The sequence below is a fragment of the Streptomyces sp. NPDC002004 genome (genome assembly GCF_053593975.1).
In genome coordinates, this window is sequence record NZ_JBSFDP010000043.1 from 1 (window position 1) to 15,479 (window position 15,479).

Annotated in this window: 13 protein-coding genes and 1 pseudogene; 9 read left to right on the top strand and 5 right to left on the bottom strand. The window is 69.5% G+C overall.

Translation table 11 applies throughout. From position 1 onward, the window contains the following. Positions 1–142: pseudogene (locus ACWCP6_RS33545) on the top strand (alkaline phosphatase family protein); the annotation flags it as partial. 145 nt (positions 143–287) lie between these two features. Here ACWCP6_RS33545 and ACWCP6_RS33550 read toward each other — a convergent pair. After that, positions 288–869: a TetR/AcrR family transcriptional regulator gene (locus ACWCP6_RS33550; protein ID WP_450936399.1), complete on the bottom strand. Its 582-nt coding sequence runs from the start codon at positions 867–869 to the stop codon at positions 288–290. An 85-nt stretch (positions 870–954) separates the two neighbouring features. Between ACWCP6_RS33550 and ACWCP6_RS33555 the strand changes: the two genes are divergently transcribed. Together ACWCP6_RS33555 and ACWCP6_RS33560 are read left to right on the top strand one after the other, a co-directional pair. Next, positions 955–1,773, top strand: coding sequence for an SDR family oxidoreductase (locus tag ACWCP6_RS33555; protein ID WP_450936400.1), 819 nt, complete (start codon positions 955–957; stop codon positions 1,771–1,773). Between the two features lie 35 nt (positions 1,774–1,808). Further along, complete coding sequence (locus tag ACWCP6_RS33560; protein WP_450936401.1) at positions 1,809–2,669, top strand: haloalkane dehalogenase; 861 nt, start codon at positions 1,809–1,811, stop codon at positions 2,667–2,669. Positions 2,670–3,066: 397 nt separating this feature from the next. Here the strand turns inward: ACWCP6_RS33560 and ACWCP6_RS33565 are convergent, their stop codons facing one another. Beyond that, positions 3,067–3,828, bottom strand: a complete 762-nt coding sequence (locus ACWCP6_RS33565) for a MerR family transcriptional regulator (RefSeq protein WP_450936440.1) — start codon at positions 3,826–3,828, stop codon at positions 3,067–3,069. A 328-nt stretch (positions 3,829–4,156) separates the two neighbouring features. Between ACWCP6_RS33565 and ACWCP6_RS33570 the strand changes: the two genes are divergently transcribed. From ACWCP6_RS33570 to ACWCP6_RS33580, 3 genes are all read left to right on the top strand, one after another. Beyond that, positions 4,157–4,633: a hypothetical protein gene (locus ACWCP6_RS33570; protein ID WP_450936402.1), complete on the top strand. Its 477-nt coding sequence runs from the start codon at positions 4,157–4,159 to the stop codon at positions 4,631–4,633. 107 nt (positions 4,634–4,740) lie between these two features. Next, positions 4,741–6,939, top strand: coding sequence for a tetratricopeptide repeat protein (locus ACWCP6_RS33575; RefSeq protein ID WP_450936403.1), 2,199 nt, complete (start codon positions 4,741–4,743; stop codon positions 6,937–6,939). Positions 6,940–7,145: 206 nt separating this feature from the next. Then, positions 7,146–7,589 (top strand): hypothetical protein, encoded by a 444-nt coding sequence (locus tag ACWCP6_RS33580; RefSeq protein WP_450936404.1) that lies wholly within the window; start codon positions 7,146–7,148, stop codon positions 7,587–7,589. 745 nt (positions 7,590–8,334) lie between these two features. Here the strand turns inward: ACWCP6_RS33580 and ACWCP6_RS33585 are convergent. Continuing rightward, positions 8,335–8,973, bottom strand: a complete 639-nt coding sequence (locus tag ACWCP6_RS33585; protein WP_450936405.1) for a cyclase — start codon at positions 8,971–8,973, stop codon at positions 8,335–8,337. Between the two features lie 474 nt (positions 8,974–9,447). Then, the gene (locus tag ACWCP6_RS33590) at positions 9,448–10,992 is read right to left on the bottom strand and encodes an amino acid permease (protein ID WP_450936406.1); all 1,545 of its coding nucleotides are present in this window, start codon (positions 10,990–10,992) and stop codon (positions 9,448–9,450) included. A 775-nt stretch (positions 10,993–11,767) separates the two neighbouring features. Here ACWCP6_RS33590 and ACWCP6_RS33595 point away from each other — a divergent pair. Both ACWCP6_RS33595 and ACWCP6_RS33600 read left to right on the top strand, forming a co-directional pair. Next, complete coding sequence (locus tag ACWCP6_RS33595) at positions 11,768–12,871, top strand: Ca2+-dependent phosphoinositide-specific phospholipase C (protein ID WP_450936407.1); 1,104 nt, start codon at positions 11,768–11,770, stop codon at positions 12,869–12,871. 273 nt (positions 12,872–13,144) lie between these two features. Then, positions 13,145–13,507 (top strand): hypothetical protein, encoded by a 363-nt coding sequence (locus ACWCP6_RS33600; RefSeq protein ID WP_450936408.1) that lies wholly within the window; start codon positions 13,145–13,147, stop codon positions 13,505–13,507. A 235-nt stretch (positions 13,508–13,742) separates the two neighbouring features. Here ACWCP6_RS33600 and ACWCP6_RS33605 read toward each other — a convergent pair whose 3' ends face one another. Beyond that, positions 13,743–14,510 (bottom strand): DUF1707 SHOCT-like domain-containing protein, encoded by a 768-nt coding sequence (locus ACWCP6_RS33605; RefSeq protein WP_450936409.1) that lies wholly within the window; start codon positions 14,508–14,510, stop codon positions 13,743–13,745. Positions 14,511–14,790: 280 nt separating this feature from the next. Here ACWCP6_RS33605 and ACWCP6_RS33610 point away from each other — a divergent pair, with 280 nt between their 5' ends. Further along, entirely contained in the window at positions 14,791–15,447 is a 657-nt protein-coding gene (locus ACWCP6_RS33610; protein ID WP_450936410.1) for a LysE family translocator, read from the top strand. The last annotated feature ends 32 nt before the right edge of the window (positions 15,448–15,479 follow it).

The window sequence follows — 15,479 nt, forward strand, 5'->3', positions numbered from 1 at the left end:
CGCACCCACCGACCGGGCCTGCGTCTTCCTCGTGGACGGCCTCGGCTGGGAGCAGCTGAGGGCGCACCCGGACGAGGCCCCGTTCACCGTGGCCCTCCCCGCGCTCGCCCGGTCCGCTGGACCCCGGACCCGAGGTGCCCCGGATGTCCCGGTGCTCCGAGGCGCGGTACGTCGTGGGCCCGCTCGAGCGCCCGCGCAGGGACCGTCCAATGGGGGCCGATCACCGTCGCGTCGAACCTGCTGAGCAGTCACGTCCGTTCACGAGTACGTCGACGGCGCGCGGCGGGTCACGCCAGTGAGTCGATCCAACGCTCCAGGCGGCGGCCTTCGACGGCCATGAGCTCCGGGTCGCGGAGCGTGTTGGTCAGCACCGAGATGCCCTGGTAGGCGGCGATCAGCGCGACCGCGAGCTCATGCGCATCGCTCCGGCCAAGTTCGGCGAACTGCCGCTCGGCCCAGTCGATGAGGGTGCACATGACCGCGGCGACCGTGGCGTCGAGGCCGTCGGCCCGCTTGTCCAACTCGGACGCGAGGGTGCCCGTGGGGCAACCGAACCGTACTGCGGTGTCACGCTGTTCGACCCACCCGGCGATGAGCGCCTTCAAGCGCTCACCCGGTGTCGGCAGTGCGTCCAGGGCCGCAATCATTCCCGAGAGGTTCTGCCGCTGGGCGTCGATGGCGGCCTCGACCAATTCGTTCTTGGTCTTGAAGTAGTAGTAGACGTTCCCCACGGGGACGTCGGCCTCCCGCGCGATATCAGCCAGGGTGGTCTTCTCGACGCCCTGTTCGTGCAGCACCTTGACCGCCGCAGCGGCCAGCCGCTCGCGCTTCCCGGGAGCGCGCCGCGCCCGCTTCTCTGAGTCAGTCACCCAACTGACTGTAGACGAACCCCAGCACAGTGAGCTACGGTCGGGCTCCGACTCAGTTAGTCAACTAACTCACACAGGAGCCCTTGTGATCGCAGTGACTGGAGCCACCGGGAACATCGGCCGCGAGACCGTCCGCATCCTCGCCGAGGCAGGCGAGACGGCGACCGCCATCTCGCGTGGCGAGGCGCGCGACCTTCCCGCCGGCGCGCGCCACGTACAGGCCGACCTCGCAGCCCCGGACAGCCTCCGCCCCGCAGTCGACGGAGCCGACGCACTGTTCCTCCTCGTGGCAGGCGACGATCCGCACGGCATCCTCGACGCCGCGAAGGCGGGTGGCGTCCGCCGGGTCGTCCTGATCTCCTCTCTCGGCGTTGCCACCCGCCCCGACGTCTACCGCCATGCCGCCACCTTCGAGACCGCACTCCGCGACTCGGGCCTTGAGTGGACCGTGCTGCGCTGTGGTGGGCTCGCATCCAATGCCCTCGCGTGGGCCGAGCCGATACGCAGCGACCGGGTGGCCGCCGCCCCGTTCGGCGACGTCGGCCTGCCGATGGTCGACCCGGCGGATGTCGCCGAGGTCGCCGCCGCCGCGCTGCTGCGGCCCGGCCACGCAGGCGCTGTCTACGAACTCACCGGTCCTGCCACGACCACCCCGCGCGAGCGGGCCGCGGCGATCGGCGCCGCGATCGGCGAACCGGTCCACTTCATCGAGCAGACCCGCGACGAGGCGCGGGAGCAGCTGCTCGCGTTCATGCCCGCACCGGTGGTGGAGGGCACCCTCGCCATCCTCGGCGAACCGTTGCCTGCCGAGCGCCGGGTGAGCCCCGACATCGAGCGGGTCCTGGGCCGCGCGCCGCGCCCCTTCACGGACTGGGCCGCCCGCAACGCCGCCGCCTACCGCTGACCTCGCCCTGTCCACACACCCCTGGGAGATCCCGCATGCCGACCACCCCCGTCCTCGACTCGACGATCGCTCACCGCGAGCACGGATCGGGCACCCCGATCGTCTTCCTGCACGGCAACCCCACCTCCTCGTACTTGTGGCGGAACGTCCTGCCGGCCGTCGGCCGGGGCCGCCTGCTCGCCCCCGACCTCATCGGCATGGGCGACTCGGGCAAACCCGAGATCGATTACACCTTCGACGACCACGCCCGCTACCTCGACGCCTGGTTCGACGCGGTGGGACTCGACGGCGTCGTCCTGGTCGGCCACGACTGGGGCGGCGCACTCGCCTTCGACTTCGCCGCCCGCCATCCCGGCCGGGTCCGCGGCATCGCCTTCACCGAGACCATCGTCAAGCCGATGACGTGGGAGGAGTTCCCCGAGGGCGGCCGCGAGCTGTTTCGGGCCATCAAGACGGAGCGGGTGGGAGAGGCCATGATCCTCGACGAAAACCTCATGATCGAGAAGGGTCTCCCCGGCACGGTTGTCGGCCCGTTCGACCGCGCCGACCTGGAGGCGTACCTGCGGCCCTACCCCACCCCGGAAAGCCGCCGACCGCTGCTGCAGTGGCCGCGCGCCATGCCCCTCGGGGGTGAGCCCGCCGATGTCGTGGCCCGCGTCGAGGCCTACGACGCGTGGCTCGGGGCCAGCGCGGACGTCCCCAAGCTGCTGATCGACTTCGCGCCCGGCCCCGGCTCGATGATGGGCCCGGACCTGGTCGCCTGGTGCGAGAAGCACATGGCCGCCCTCGAGATCGAGCGCCACGACATGCCGGCCGGGCATCACACCCCGGAGGACCGCCCTGCCGAGATCGCCCTGGCGATCGCCTCCTGGGCGGACCGACACGAGCTGCGCTAGATACTCGGGTGCACGGCCCAAGTGAGGACGCCGACTGCGGCAGAACGGCCACCGACCGGGCCGGCGTTCCCCTTCGGCCCCGCCGCCTGCAACTCCAGTGGACGAATGCCCCTTGTCCGCCAGGCTGCCCGTAAGACGGTTTCCGTATGGCCCTGTTGACCACCTGGCGGCAGTCCCGCACCGACCGGCCGATCTCCGGCGGAGCCCGAACCCGGCCGACAGCGGAGTTCATTGCCCTCACAGCTGTGGTGACGAGGTCGAGGGGCGGGGTCGCGGCGTAGGGCTTCAGGAACGTATGCCTATACCGCGCCACATGGGCAGCGGTCGCCGCCGGGCGATCGGTCGAGGAAAGCAGCCCGGCTGCTGGGGTCTGCAGCCCCCAGCAGCAGCGGGCGGCTCAGCTCAGGTGGGCGTCGGCGTAGGCACCCATCGCGTCCCGCTGGTAGGCGGCAAGACCGGCGGCGACAGCGTCGTAGACGGCGTGCCACTGCTCATCGTCGACGTAGGTCTGTCCGAGGGCCTTGAACGCGGCCGCGTCCGGGGTCCACATCCGACAGATGACCTGGTAGTGGGCGTCGACCTCGGCCTGCACCGCCGGGTCGGTGACCGGGGTGCCGGCCTGCATGAACTCGGCCATGCGGACCAACGCCGCTGTCGCCTCGCGCTCCAACTGTGCCCGCTCGGCCTCGGACGAATGGGCGGTGAAGCGCGCCGACTGCTCTGCCTGGCTGGGCCAGTGCCGACGGGCGGGTGCCTCGTAGCGTGCGGTGTCGAAGCCGGTGAACAGGTTCTCCGGCCTGCTGATCTTCTCCATGGTACGGGTGTCCTTGTCTTCCTCCAGTTCGGCGATGGTGCGGCCGACCGTCCGGACGAGTACGTCGAGACGGTCCCTCTCCGACAGCAGTCTGCGCTGATGGTCGCGCAGCGCCGCCAACGGGTCGGTCTGGCCGTCCAGCATTGCTGCGATCTCACGCAGGCCCAGACCGAGTTCCCGCATCAAGAGGATCTGCTGCAGCCGCAACAGCTCTGACTCCTCGTAATAGCGGTGGCCGTTGCCCCCGATGTACGCGGGAGCAAGCAGGCCGATCTCGCCGTAATGCCGCAGCGTCCGAGAGGTCACCCCGGACATCCGGGCAACATCCGCGATCGACCAGGCCATGGCCACACCCTTCATCGCCGGGCCGGTCTGTCCGGCCACACACACGACCGTAGAAGTTGACGCAGCGGCAATTGCAAGTCATCGAGGCCGGCCGGATGCTCCTTCGGGACCTGCGCCTGGCTCACGCGCACCGGCCAGGGACACATGGTCCGCCTCGCCGCTCCTGACGTACCGGGCGACGGGATCGGGGAGATGGCCGGGCGGGTCCCCCGGTGACGGCAGGGACCGGCCGATTCGAGCGCTCAGCCGCCCCGTTCCAGCGAATCGCTGCGGAGGCATTCGGTACGGCGTTACTGTCCCAGGCAACATCCGTGATCAGGGGGGCGGGATGCTCGATCAGGTGTTGGCCGCACTGGCCGCATCCGGTGGCACGGCTGTGGTGGCGGCCGCGGGAACAGACGCATGGTCCGGATTGCGCCAAGCGCTGGCACGCTGGTTCGGCCGGGGCGAGGCGCAGCGTGAGCAGGCGGAACTGGAACGCCTGGATCGGACAGCGGCCGCCCTCCGGGGCGCCGGCCCGGCCGAGGCTGCGCAAGCACGGATACGCCACGAGGCGTCCTGGCAGGCCCGCATCGAGGCGGTGTTCGAAATCCTGGACGAGGCGGAGCGCCACCAAGCCGCCTCCCAGCTCCGTAGCGTGCTTGCACAGCATGCTCGGTTCACTGAGGCGACCACCGGGCCGGGAGGTCTGGCCATCGGCGGCAATGCGGATCTCCGCGCCGACGGGGGTTCGATCGTGGCCGGGGTGATTCACGGAGGAGCCCATATCGGCACCCCTCCCACGCCGGATCCGTCCCAGGGCTGAACGGGCCGGCCACCTCAAGCCCACAACTCACCGGCACCCCTTCAGGCCTCGGTGAGCCGGCGCGGATTACGTCGCGCGCCCGCGACCGCAGCCTGTCCGTCGGCTATGTGGCCGATGGAGGTCACGTCACCTATTACGCCGCAACCCGCCCTGTGGTGACCTGGCCGCACCAGGTCGGGGTACTGCCGCGGCAGGCCGACTGCTTTCAAAACCGAGCAGTCATCGAGCAGTTGGAGCTGTCGGCGTCTGCCGGGACCTCGGCGGTGTCGTGCCAGGTCCTGATCGGCATGGGTGGGGTCGGCAAGACCCAGCTCGCCGCCCACCACGCCCGCACCCTCTGGAAGCGCGGAGACGTGGACCTGCTGGTATGGGCGACCGCCGAGAAGCCCGAACAAGTGGTCAGCGCCTACGCGCGTGCCGCCACCGACCTCCTGGGCGTCGACGAGAGCGATCCTGGGCGCGCCGCGGCGGCGTTCTTGGCATGGCTCGCCATGCCACCGACAGCCGCCTCATCCGCGGGTGGATGCCGGTGGCTGGTGGTACTCGACGACGTGACGCACCCGGCCACTCTGGCCGGGTTGTGGCCCCCCGACGTCCCGCACGGGCGGACCCTGGTCACGACACGCAACCGCGACGCGGCCCTGTCCGCTCAGGGCCGCCGCCTCGTCGACATCGGTCTGTTCACCCTCGCCGAGGCCACGAGCTACCTGACCGCGAAACTCGCCGCACACCACCGCAGCGACGACGCCACGCAGATCCGAGGGCTCGCCGACGACCTGGGGTGTCTGCCCCTTGCCCTGGCTCAGGCGGTGCCCTACATGATCAACAAACACCTGGACTGCGCGGCCTACCGCAGACGGCTGAACGACCACCGCCGCACCCTGCCCGACGTGCTGGCCGACGCCACCGGGCTGCCCGATGACCAGCACCGGACCGTCGCTGCCGTCTGGTCCCTGTCCATCGCCCTCGCCAACCAACTCGCTCCAACAGGCCTGGCCGAACCCATGGTGGAGCTGGCCTCGGTGCTCGATCCCAACGGGATCCCCGAGACGGTGCTGACCAGTTCCCCGGTACTCGCCCACCTCGCAGCGAACCGACGAACGGTCACCGGCCACGGAGCCCTCGGCCGGTCCTCGAACGTCCCCGGCGTCGACGAGGAAGACGCCGTGGACGCGCTGTGGAACCTCAACCAGCTCAGCCTGATCGACTACACCCCCGACGCCCCCCACCAGGCTGTGCGCGTTCACCAACTCCTCCAACGTGCTGTCCACGAACTCCTCCCACCGCGATCGCGCGCCGCCCACGCGCGTACCGCTGCTGACGCGCTGCTGGACGTCTGGCCCGACGTCGAGCGCGACACCGCTCTCGCCGCCGCCCTGCGAGCCAACACCAACGCCCTTGCGCGCCGTGCGAACAGGGCTTTGTACGAACCTGAAGCCCACGCCGTTCTGTACCGTGCCGTGAGAAGCCTGGCCGAGACCGGACAGGTCATCGCTGCCATCGGTCAACTCCAGCGGCTCACCGATGCCACCACACGACATCTCGGCGCCGACCACCCCGACACTCTCACCGCCCGCCACAATCTGGCCCGCTGGCGGGGCGAGGCAGGCGACGCGACCGGAGCAGCAGCCGCATTCGCCGAACTCCTGGCCGACCGAGTACGAGTCCTCGGCCCCGACCATCCCAGCACCCTCACCACCCGCCACAATCTGGCCCGCTGGCGCGGCGAGGCAGGCGACGCGACCGGAGCAGCAGCCGCATTCGCCGAACTCCTGGCCGACCGAGTACGAGTCCTCGGCCCCGACCACCCCGGCACCCTCACCACCCGCCACAGCCTCGCCTACTGGCGGGGCGAGGCAGGTGACCCGGCGGGAGCAGCCGCCGCGCTCGAGGAGGTCCTCGCCGACCGAGAGCGTGTCCTCGGCCCCGATCACCCCGCCACCCTGACCGCCCGCCACAACCTGGCTTGGTGGCGGGGTGAGGCGGGCGACCCGACCGGAGCGGCAGCCGCACTCGAGGAGGTCGTCGCCGACCGGGAGCGCGTCCTCGGCCCCGACCATCCCAGCACTCTCACCGCCCGCCACAGCCTCGCCTACTGGCGGGGTGAGGCGGGCGACCCGACCGGAGCGGCAGCCGCACTCGAGCAGGTCCTCGCCGACCGCGAGCGCGTCCTCGGCCCCGACCACCGTCACACCCTCACCGCCCGGCGTTCCCTCGACCACTGGCGGAAGAAGGCAGACGGAACCAGCGAACCCGAGCTTCCCGGCCCCACTTGTTCGACGGCTGATGGGCAATCCGCTCAGTAGCCACCATGGCATCCGAAGGAGACAGGGAGCTGTAGCGCCGGCCCGGTGGAGCGGTGCCTGCCCGGTTTCCCCGTCCTGTGCCGTGGCCGACGACGCCGCCGTACCCCCGGCTGAACGCATCGCCGACACCCGGAGTCCCAGCCGTCTCACGGTGACCGGGACCCTTTTGCGCCTGTGACACGTCTCAAGGGAAAAGGAGGCCATTCATGAACCGACACCACCTCATCGCTCCGGTGGTACTCACCACTTCCGTACTCCTTCTCGCGGGCTGCGGCACGCAGAAGGACAAGGGCAGTCATCCGGCAACCAGCGTGTCCGCCTGTCCCCGGAAGGCAACCCTCACCGCCGCCGACGCCGGGCGCACGGTGTGCATCTCCCCGGGCACGACGATCCGCCTCACCCTGGGCGGCAGCCCTGACCGCCCGTGGACACCGGTCAAAGCAACGGGCAAGGGCTTGAAGCAGGTCAACGCAGGCATCGGTGCCCCGCATGGCAACACGATCGCCGCCTTCCAGGCCACCACGACCGGCAAGGCTGAGCTCACGTCGTCCAGGCCGTTGTGCGGGAAGGCGGACAAGCCGGGCGGGACGGCCTGCCACGGCATGAAGCGCTGGGCGGTCAAGGTCGAGGTCGTAAGCGCTCGGAAGTGACTCTGCGTTATCGCTGATATCACTGGGCAATCCGCGGACTCCGGCTGAGCCCCGCAGTGTCCCGGCCCCGCCGTCCAGATCGGCGGTGGCCGGGGCGGGCGGGCCAGGTGAAGTGCGACGAGGCCGCGGTCATCGTCCGGGACCGCGGCTCGCAGCGCCCCCGTCCGGACCCTGATCGGCTCCCTTGCCCCTGCCTCCGAGGCCGTCGCCCGACGGATCGCCGAGATCGAAGCCCGTCGCGCGACGGCCACCACACCGGACGCGGTACCGGACGCCGGTGACACTCCCCCGCGAACCGCCCGCCATGGCGGGATGCACTGCGGGCATGCCACGCGACGCCGAGGCCCGCAGCGGGCACCGGCCCAGGCCACCGGGGCTCCGAGGGTGCCACGGGAAGGCCTTCATCTGTCCGAGCACGGACTCGCCGCACACCCGGACCGCAGGGTCGGGTACCCGGGCTTCCCGGCCATCCGCAGGACGAACCCATGGGACTTCACAGCCGCGTTGCGCGGGCCCACCAGAGCATGTGCGCCGTGTCCATGAACCGACAGGAGGCGGTGTCGGCACCGTCTCGTGGTCTCACGCTCGGCCAGGGTCCGGATGCGCGCCGTCGTTCCACGACGGTCGGGTTCAAAGAGGGGCCGGCTCGCCGGGGCGGTCCTCACGGCCGTGCTCGAGTCACGACCTCTGGGAGAACGGGCTGCCGTCCCGCTCTGCCGCGGCACCGCTGCCGGTGGCGGTCCGGTCAGCTCACGGCGGTGGAGCTGAGCACGGGGTTCGGAGAGGGATAGCAGGACGTCGGCACGCTCACGGTGAAGCCGAGGATGGGCACGCTGGCGGTGAAGGTGAGCCCGGGGTCGTCGTAGCCGGTGCCGACGAGCCGGGTGTCGACGGTGGTCCCGGACGCTCCGGCGGTCAGGTTCAGTGTCAGCGTGGGCAGCGTGAAGGTGCTGCCGCCGCTGATCGGTCCGGGGACGGTCATCACGATGTCGTCGCCCCGCACGGTGACGCTCGGGGTTCCGGAGCCGAGGTTGGAGCCCCCGGACAGGCTCTCACCGGTCAGGGTCGCGTTGGCCGGGACGGCGGCAGTGAGCTGGATGTTCTTGATCGACTTCACGGTGTGGCCGCTCACCGATCCGGGGACCGTGAGCGGCTGGGGGGCGAGGGCGACGTTGAAGGAGCTGCCCGAGGCGACCGACTCGGGTGCGGTGGCTTCGACTCCGGCGCTGAGGTCGAACGTCTGCGCCGAGCCGACCGGCGGCTTCGCCTGACAGGCAAAGGCCAGGGGCGCGTCCGCCGCCGAAGCGGGCGTCATCGTGAGTCCGGCGAGCGCCAGGCCGCCGACGATTGCCGTGCGCAGGCGTAACTGGGATAACGGTCTCATGGCCGTCCTCCTTGGCTGTCCTGGAACTTGAGTGGGCAGTCGGACCGGTTTGCGGCCCGCCGGAGCAGGTGCGTACACGGTCCGGACCGGCTGCGAGGGCCTCCCTGGCACGGGAAGGCCCTCAAAGCATGTCCATGACAGCACGAACGGGTGACGATGGGCAGGGGCGCGACACGCTTTTGGGCCCGGCATCGGCCCAACGTCCACGCCGTTGGAGTTGCCCGCCGGTCCGGGGAGAACGCACTCCGGAATCCCTCCCGGCGCGGGTGGGGCCGCCGGCTGACCCGCCGAGCCAGACAGGCAGCGGCCGTGCCGCCCGCCCACCGGACCTCCGTGGCCATCGGCGGGCGGTGCGGCAACAGCCGGATCTCTCACCTCCGGCCACGCGACCGGCCGAGGAAGCCGACGCCCGACCGGGGGCACGGCCGCGCGGGCTCTCCTGATCGACGCCCGCGCTGCCCTCCCGCTGTCCTGTCAGAACTCCAACTCGTGCTCGATGCGGGCCAGTTCCTCCGGGGTGCCCTGGACCTTCGGGCCGGTGAACCACTTGCGGGCCGAGACCAGCCACCACACGCCGGCGAAGCCGAGGACGATGAGAACGGCAATCGGGGTGTAGTTGAAGGTGGTCGCAGTGACCGGGCTGGTGGTCGGCAGCATGAACAGCACAGAGATGACCACGGTCCAGACTACGGCGATGACACCGACCGGCCTGCTCCAGCGGCCGAGGTGCCACGGACCGCGCTCGAACCGGGAGCCCTGCAGCAGGCGGAGGAACACGGGCAGTACGTACGCGATGTACAGGCCGATCACGGCAATCGAGGTGACGGCCGCGTATGCGGTGGCGTTCCACAGGTACGGCAGCCCCAGGAGGAAGGCGCCGCCGGTGGCCAGCCAGACCGCGTTCGTGGGGGTCTTGGTGCGCTTGTTGATGCTGTGCCACACCTGGGAGCCGGGCAGCGCGCCGTCACGGGAGAACGCGTAGATCATGCGCGAGTTGGCCGTGACCGAGGACATGCCGCAGAAGAACTGGGCGCCTATGGCGATGAGCAGCAGCAGCTTGCCGCCGGTGTCGCCCACCGCGTCGATGAAGATCTGCGCCGGAGGAACGCCGGTCGAGCTGCTCAGCGCGCCGTCGTAGTCCTGGATGGCGAAGGTGATGCCGATCAGCAGGACCCATCCGGCCACCAGTGACACCAGAATCGACATCACGATGCCGCGTGGGCCGGCCTTGGCTGCATCATGGGTCTCCTCCGTCATGTGCGCGGAGGCGTCGTAGCCGGTGAAGGTGTACTGCGCGAGAAGCAGGCCCAGCAGGCCGACATACAGGCCCGAGTGCCAGCCGGTGCCGTTGACGAAGTGGGTGAAGACGAAGTCGGCGGACTGGTGCTTCGACGGAACGACGACCAGGGTGCCCACGATCACCAGCACTCCCAGGACGTGCCACCACACGCTGACGTTGCCGAGGAGAGAGACCAGCTTCACGCCGAAGGTGTTCAGCAGGCCGTGTGCGGCGAGCACCAGTCCGAACAGGACCATGGTGTGCCCCGGGGTGGCGGTGAACCCGAACTGCAGGTCCAGCAGCGCGTTCAGGAAGAACGCCGCCCCGAAGTCGATGCCTGCGGTGACCGCCACCTGGCCGAGGAAGTTGAACCAGCCGGTGAACCAGGACCATGCCGGCCCGTGGGACGGTGCGAGCTTGGCCGCCCAGTAGTACAGGCCGCCCGCCGTGGGGTAGCTGGAGCAGACCTCGGCCATCGCCAGGCCCACGAACAGGGTCATGATGCCGACCAGTGGCCAGCCCCACGTGATCAGCGCCGGTCCGCCGGTGGCCATGCCGAAGCCGTACAGCGTCAGACACCCGGACAGGACGGAGATGATGGTGAAAGAGATGGCGAAGTTGGAGAAGGCCGACATCGAGCGGGCCAGTTCCTGGGCGTAGCCGAGTTCGTGCAGGCGTTGTGCGTCGCCCGACACCGGGTTGTCCCGTTCCACTTCGCTCACGGGCTTGTCTGTGGACATACGCTCCTCCTGAGGTTCGGGCAGCCGCCGAGGAATGGGGCGAGGAAACCCTCGCTGCCTGAAATCAAAGGTTTGAGCCGACACCTTTGCGATTGTTGGGGCTGTGCGCAAGAGGTTGGTGTTAAGCACTTGTTACGCAAGGGCTGTGGCGTGCCGTGTACCGCCGTCGTCCCTGGCCGCAACCGGCTCACAATGGTCCGCCGAACGACCTCATGACCATCCGGTCCGCACCGGCGGGGAGGGCGGAACGCCGCTTCGTCCGGCTCAAGGCCGCCACGGGATCCGCCACCGGGCACGCGAAGGCCGCCCCCTCGAAGGGGCGGCCTCACGCGCATCGTTCCTGCTCCGGGCAGGGCCCCCTGACGACCGGACCTTGTTGCCGCGCTGCGAACAGCGCTCCTACAGGCCTTGGACGGTTGTCGTCGACCACTCGTCCTGCTCGCCGAGGTCCGGGACTCCGGCGCGTCCGACCGGACAGCGACGGAGGACAAGGCTGCGCGACGACGGCCTCGACGATGCGACACCCCAAAATTCCTACCGGACGGTAGCCCGGCAGCACGGGCGACGCTACAGTCTGGCTCGGCCCGGGCAGCAGCGCTCCCCCTCGGGCGACACGGGCCGCTCCACTCCGCACCGCGAGATCGCAGCTCCACCCTCACCACCGTTGCGCCGCACGCCCTGCACGCGCCACGCCCCAGGAAGCCGATCACGCGCATCAGCGCCCCGGTGCGTGAGCCGTGCCGCGTATGTCGGCATTCCCACCGGAGGAGTTCTGATGCCCGTGCGTCATGCCGTTCTGAGCCGTCTGCTCCACAGGACCCGGATCCTGGGTACGGCTCTGCTGCTCACCGCGGCCGTGCCCCTGTTGTCCTCGGCACCGGTCCACGCGTTACCGAACGGAACCGGCGGCGGCTTCGACGAGACGCGGCTGGACCACATCGCGGTCCCCGGTCTCCACAACGCCTACGAACCGAGCAAGTCCAACCGGCTCACCAAGGAGCTCGACCAGGGAGCCCACCTCGTCGAGCTCGACGTCTACAGCACCTACCGCCGGGACGGCGGATGGATCGTCAGTCACGCGGACCCTCTGTTCAACGAGAACAACTGCACCTACACCCTCGGGTCCGGGTCCCTCAGCAGAACACTGCGGAACGGTAGCCTGCGCAACTGCCTGGAGAACCTCCGTGACTGGAGCGACAGCCACCCCGGCCACGACCCGATCTATGTGAAGCTCGAGCTGAAGTGGGGCTTCCGCAGCAACGCGGGCATGGGTCCGGCCGAACTCGACCATGTGATCGGGAAGTACCTCGGCGCGGACAAGGTCTTCAGGCCCAGCGACATGCTGGACGGAAGATACCCGAACCTCGATGCGGCGGCGAAGGCGGACGCCTGGCCGACCTGGAGCCAGTTGCGCGGCAAGTTCATCCTCTACCCGATCACCGGCACCATCGAGAACAGGCTGGCCGACTACCGGTTGGACAACCTCTCCACAGCACAGGAGTACGCAGAGCACGTGCGGGACCTGGCGGCGCAGGGGAAAATCGGCCAGGCCATGATGTGGCCGGACACGCACCCGGGTGCGGGTGGCGGCGACCCCCGCGACATCTACGACCCCTCTCTGCGCCCGTGGTTCGTCATGTTCGACTCCGACGCCAGCACTTGGCTGGGCCTGGACATGTCCTGGTACTGCGCGAACCACTACCTGACCACCCAGACTGCCGCCGAGAACGTGGCTCCGGCCCTGGACGACACGGATCCGGACCCTGCCGCGGCCACGGAGCGGGTCAGGTACCTCGCCGAGGAGAACCACTCCAGCGCGACCACCTTCGACTGGATGGGTGTGCCCGGCGCGTTCACCGTCTGGCCCCGCAACTGCTGACCTGCCGACCCCTGCATGGTCGACGAAGAGCCGAGCAGCGTTGTCACACTGTGCAAGCGCCGCCCATCGAGCCCGAGGTGCCGGACCGAGCCCCCGCACCACCACATGCGAGTAAGTTCGGGCAAACCGGCCGGGCCGGAACGGCTCAATATGCCGTTCCAGGTGAAATAAGTAGAGAATGGTGGAGAAATAGCACACCCCTCTACCCTCCTCGGCAATCACAAGACGCCGCCGCCAAGGCGACGGAAGCATCTTTCTTTCGAGGAGATTCGCGTGCGCACAAAATATCGAGGTCGCTTAGTGGCATCGGCCGCCGCCTTGGCTGCCGCCGCCATCCTGACCACCCCGGGCTTCGCCGAGGCCTCAACCGGAACGGTGGTCGTGGACAGCGGCTCCCAGGTGCTGACCAACCCCACGAACGGGACCTGCTACACCAGCCTGCTCGGCAGCAACGGTTACCCCGGCGCACACACCATCACGAACCACACCAGCGGGAACATCACTGCCTATTTCAGCAAAGACTGCAGTGGAGCTCCCACAGGTGCTGTCGTCATCCCGCCCGGCAAGTCCGATGCCGCGTCGAACTACGGCTCCTGGGGCTGGCTGACCGTGTGGAATTCCGTCAAGGTCGGCTGAACGGAAACAGAACGCAAGGCGCCCGCCTCCGGCAGCTCGCCACGGGTTCGACCGGGGCCGGAGGCGAGCGTCCGGTCATGTGCGGGGACATGGCCCTGGATCGTGCCGGGCGAGCTCCGCAGGAACACAGAGCCGACGTCCACCAAGCGTCCCCCAAGCTCGCCTGGCGCCTCATCGACCGGCGGCGTCAAGCCGCCCCCGCCCGGTAGCTCCGGGCTCAGCGGTCGTCGTCTGCTCAAGGCTTGCGTCGAAGCCGCTGCCAGGGTGTGCGCCGCGGCTGCCGAGCGACGATGTCGCCACCGGTCGACCTGCCGCTCAGCACGACGCGCAGTCGTACCGGCACCTCCTCGCCGGTGACCGGGCGGAGTTTGATGTCGCCGCGGCTGTAGGTGACGTCGTCGGCATCGACCACGACCCCCGCCGGCGTCACCAGCGTCAGATTTCCGCCGATGCGCAGATCGATCTCGATGTGCAGGGTGTCGTGGGTGATCACGGCCTCGGTGAAGTCGAGCTTCAGGTCACTGAACATCAGCCGGATCTCCATACGGCGTGGGACCAGCCAGCGACCGGCACGCTTGCCTTCCCCGAAGCGCTGATCGATCTGGATCACCTCGCGAGCTTGCGGTGGCATCCCTTCGATCGGGAGGTCAGCGGTCAGCGCCGCGAGGTCGGCGGCGGTACGTGCCGTCAGCGCTGCTTCGACGCGCTCGTCCAGCTCGGCGACGGTCAGCCGGCCGTCGCCCGCCGCGACCTGGAGGATCTCGACGGCCTGATCCCGGTCTCTATGAGATACCCGCTGCTCGGACGCGGAGGGACGAGGGGAAGAATCATCTGCTCTGGAGACATCGCCTGACATGCAGTCAGTGTGCTGGCAGGCTCGAAGGGCCGGCAACTTCTGATCGAAAAATAGGGGATTACCCCGACGGACATCAGGGGAAGTCGACCCGTCCTCCACCGCGCGGCCGGCCACGACCGCCGAGCCGGCATCGTCCGTCGACCGCATCCCGGAGCGGCCCTACCCGGAGGCGATGATCGCTGCCGGTGTCGATGGCGGCGGACGCGGTTTCCGCCGCCGGACCCCAGCCGCCGTCGACGCCCAGGCGACACCCATTCGTTCCCCGGGTTCCTGGGCCGACCGACGGACACCCTCGCTCCAGGCACACCTCGGGCACGTCACCGCAAAGCGCGATCTCCGACAACGAACAAGCGAACTCCTCGATTCCTGCCCGATTTCGGGCAGAAAAGTGGAGGTTCCACGGCTCCCCGCCGTATGGTCATCGTCCATGATCTCCATGGACGCACTGTGGACCTTCTCTCTGATGGTGGGCCTTCTCACCGTCACTCCCGGGCTGGACACCGCCCTCGTCCTGCGCACCGCCGCGCTCGGGCACCGCCGTCGCGCGTGGGGCGTGGTCCTCGGCATCCAGAGCGGAACACTCGTCTGGGGCGTGCTCACTTCGCTCGGTGTCACGGGACTGCTGACCGCGTCCCACCTCGCGTACGAGACCCTTCGCTGGGTCGGGGCCGCCTATCTGATGTGGATGGGCGTCAGGCTGCTGTGGGCCGCCCGGCGCCACCGGGTGGACGGACACCCGACGACGACCGGGAGCGTCACCGAGGCCGCGCCCGGCACTGCCGACGAGTCCCTGCTCGGCGGCTGGCGTCAGGGACTCGCGACCAACCTCCTCAACCCGAAGATGGGGGCCTTCTATGTCGCGGTGCTTCCGCAGTTCATCCCCGCCGGCGCCTCGCCCCTCACTGCGGGCGTGCTCCTGACCGGTGTGCACATCCTTCTGGCCGTCATCTGGGCCCGCGCACTGATCACCATGGCGCACGTGCTGCGAGACCTCCTGCAACGGCCCTCGGCGCGCCGCTGTCTCGACCGCATCACCGGTACGGTCATCGCCGCCTTCGGTGTCCGGCTCGCGCTCGGGGAGTGAGGCATCGCCCGCCGCCCCGATCAACAGCGGCA

What these genes read in the sequence shown, in the direction of transcription:
- ACWCP6_RS33595 (WP_450936407.1), top strand. Translation starts at nt 11,768, where the DNA reads ATGCCCGTGCGTCATGCCGTTCTGAGCCGTCTGCTCCACAGGACCCGG.
- ACWCP6_RS33570 (WP_450936402.1), top strand. Translation starts at nt 4,157, where the DNA reads ATGCTCGATCAGGTGTTGGCCGCACTGGCCGCATCCGGTGGCACGGCT.
- ACWCP6_RS33560 (WP_450936401.1), top strand. Translation starts at nt 1,809, where the DNA reads ATGCCGACCACCCCCGTCCTCGACTCGACGATCGCTCACCGCGAGCAC.
- ACWCP6_RS33585 (WP_450936405.1), bottom strand. Translation starts at nt 8,973, where the DNA reads ATGAGACCGTTATCCCAGTTACGCCTGCGCACGGCAATCGTCGGCGGC.
- ACWCP6_RS33605 (WP_450936409.1), bottom strand. Translation starts at nt 14,510, where the DNA reads ATGCGGTCGACGGACGATGCCGGCTCGGCGGTCGTGGCCGGCCGCGCG.
- ACWCP6_RS33565 (WP_450936440.1), bottom strand. Translation starts at nt 3,828, where the DNA reads ATGGCCTGGTCGATCGCGGATGTTGCCCGGATGTCCGGGGTGACCTCT.
- ACWCP6_RS33610 (WP_450936410.1), top strand. Translation starts at nt 14,791, where the DNA reads ATGATCTCCATGGACGCACTGTGGACCTTCTCTCTGATGGTGGGCCTT.
- ACWCP6_RS33590 (WP_450936406.1), bottom strand. Translation starts at nt 10,992, where the DNA reads ATGTCCACAGACAAGCCCGTGAGCGAAGTGGAACGGGACAACCCGGTG.
- ACWCP6_RS33580 (WP_450936404.1), top strand. Translation starts at nt 7,146, where the DNA reads ATGAACCGACACCACCTCATCGCTCCGGTGGTACTCACCACTTCCGTA.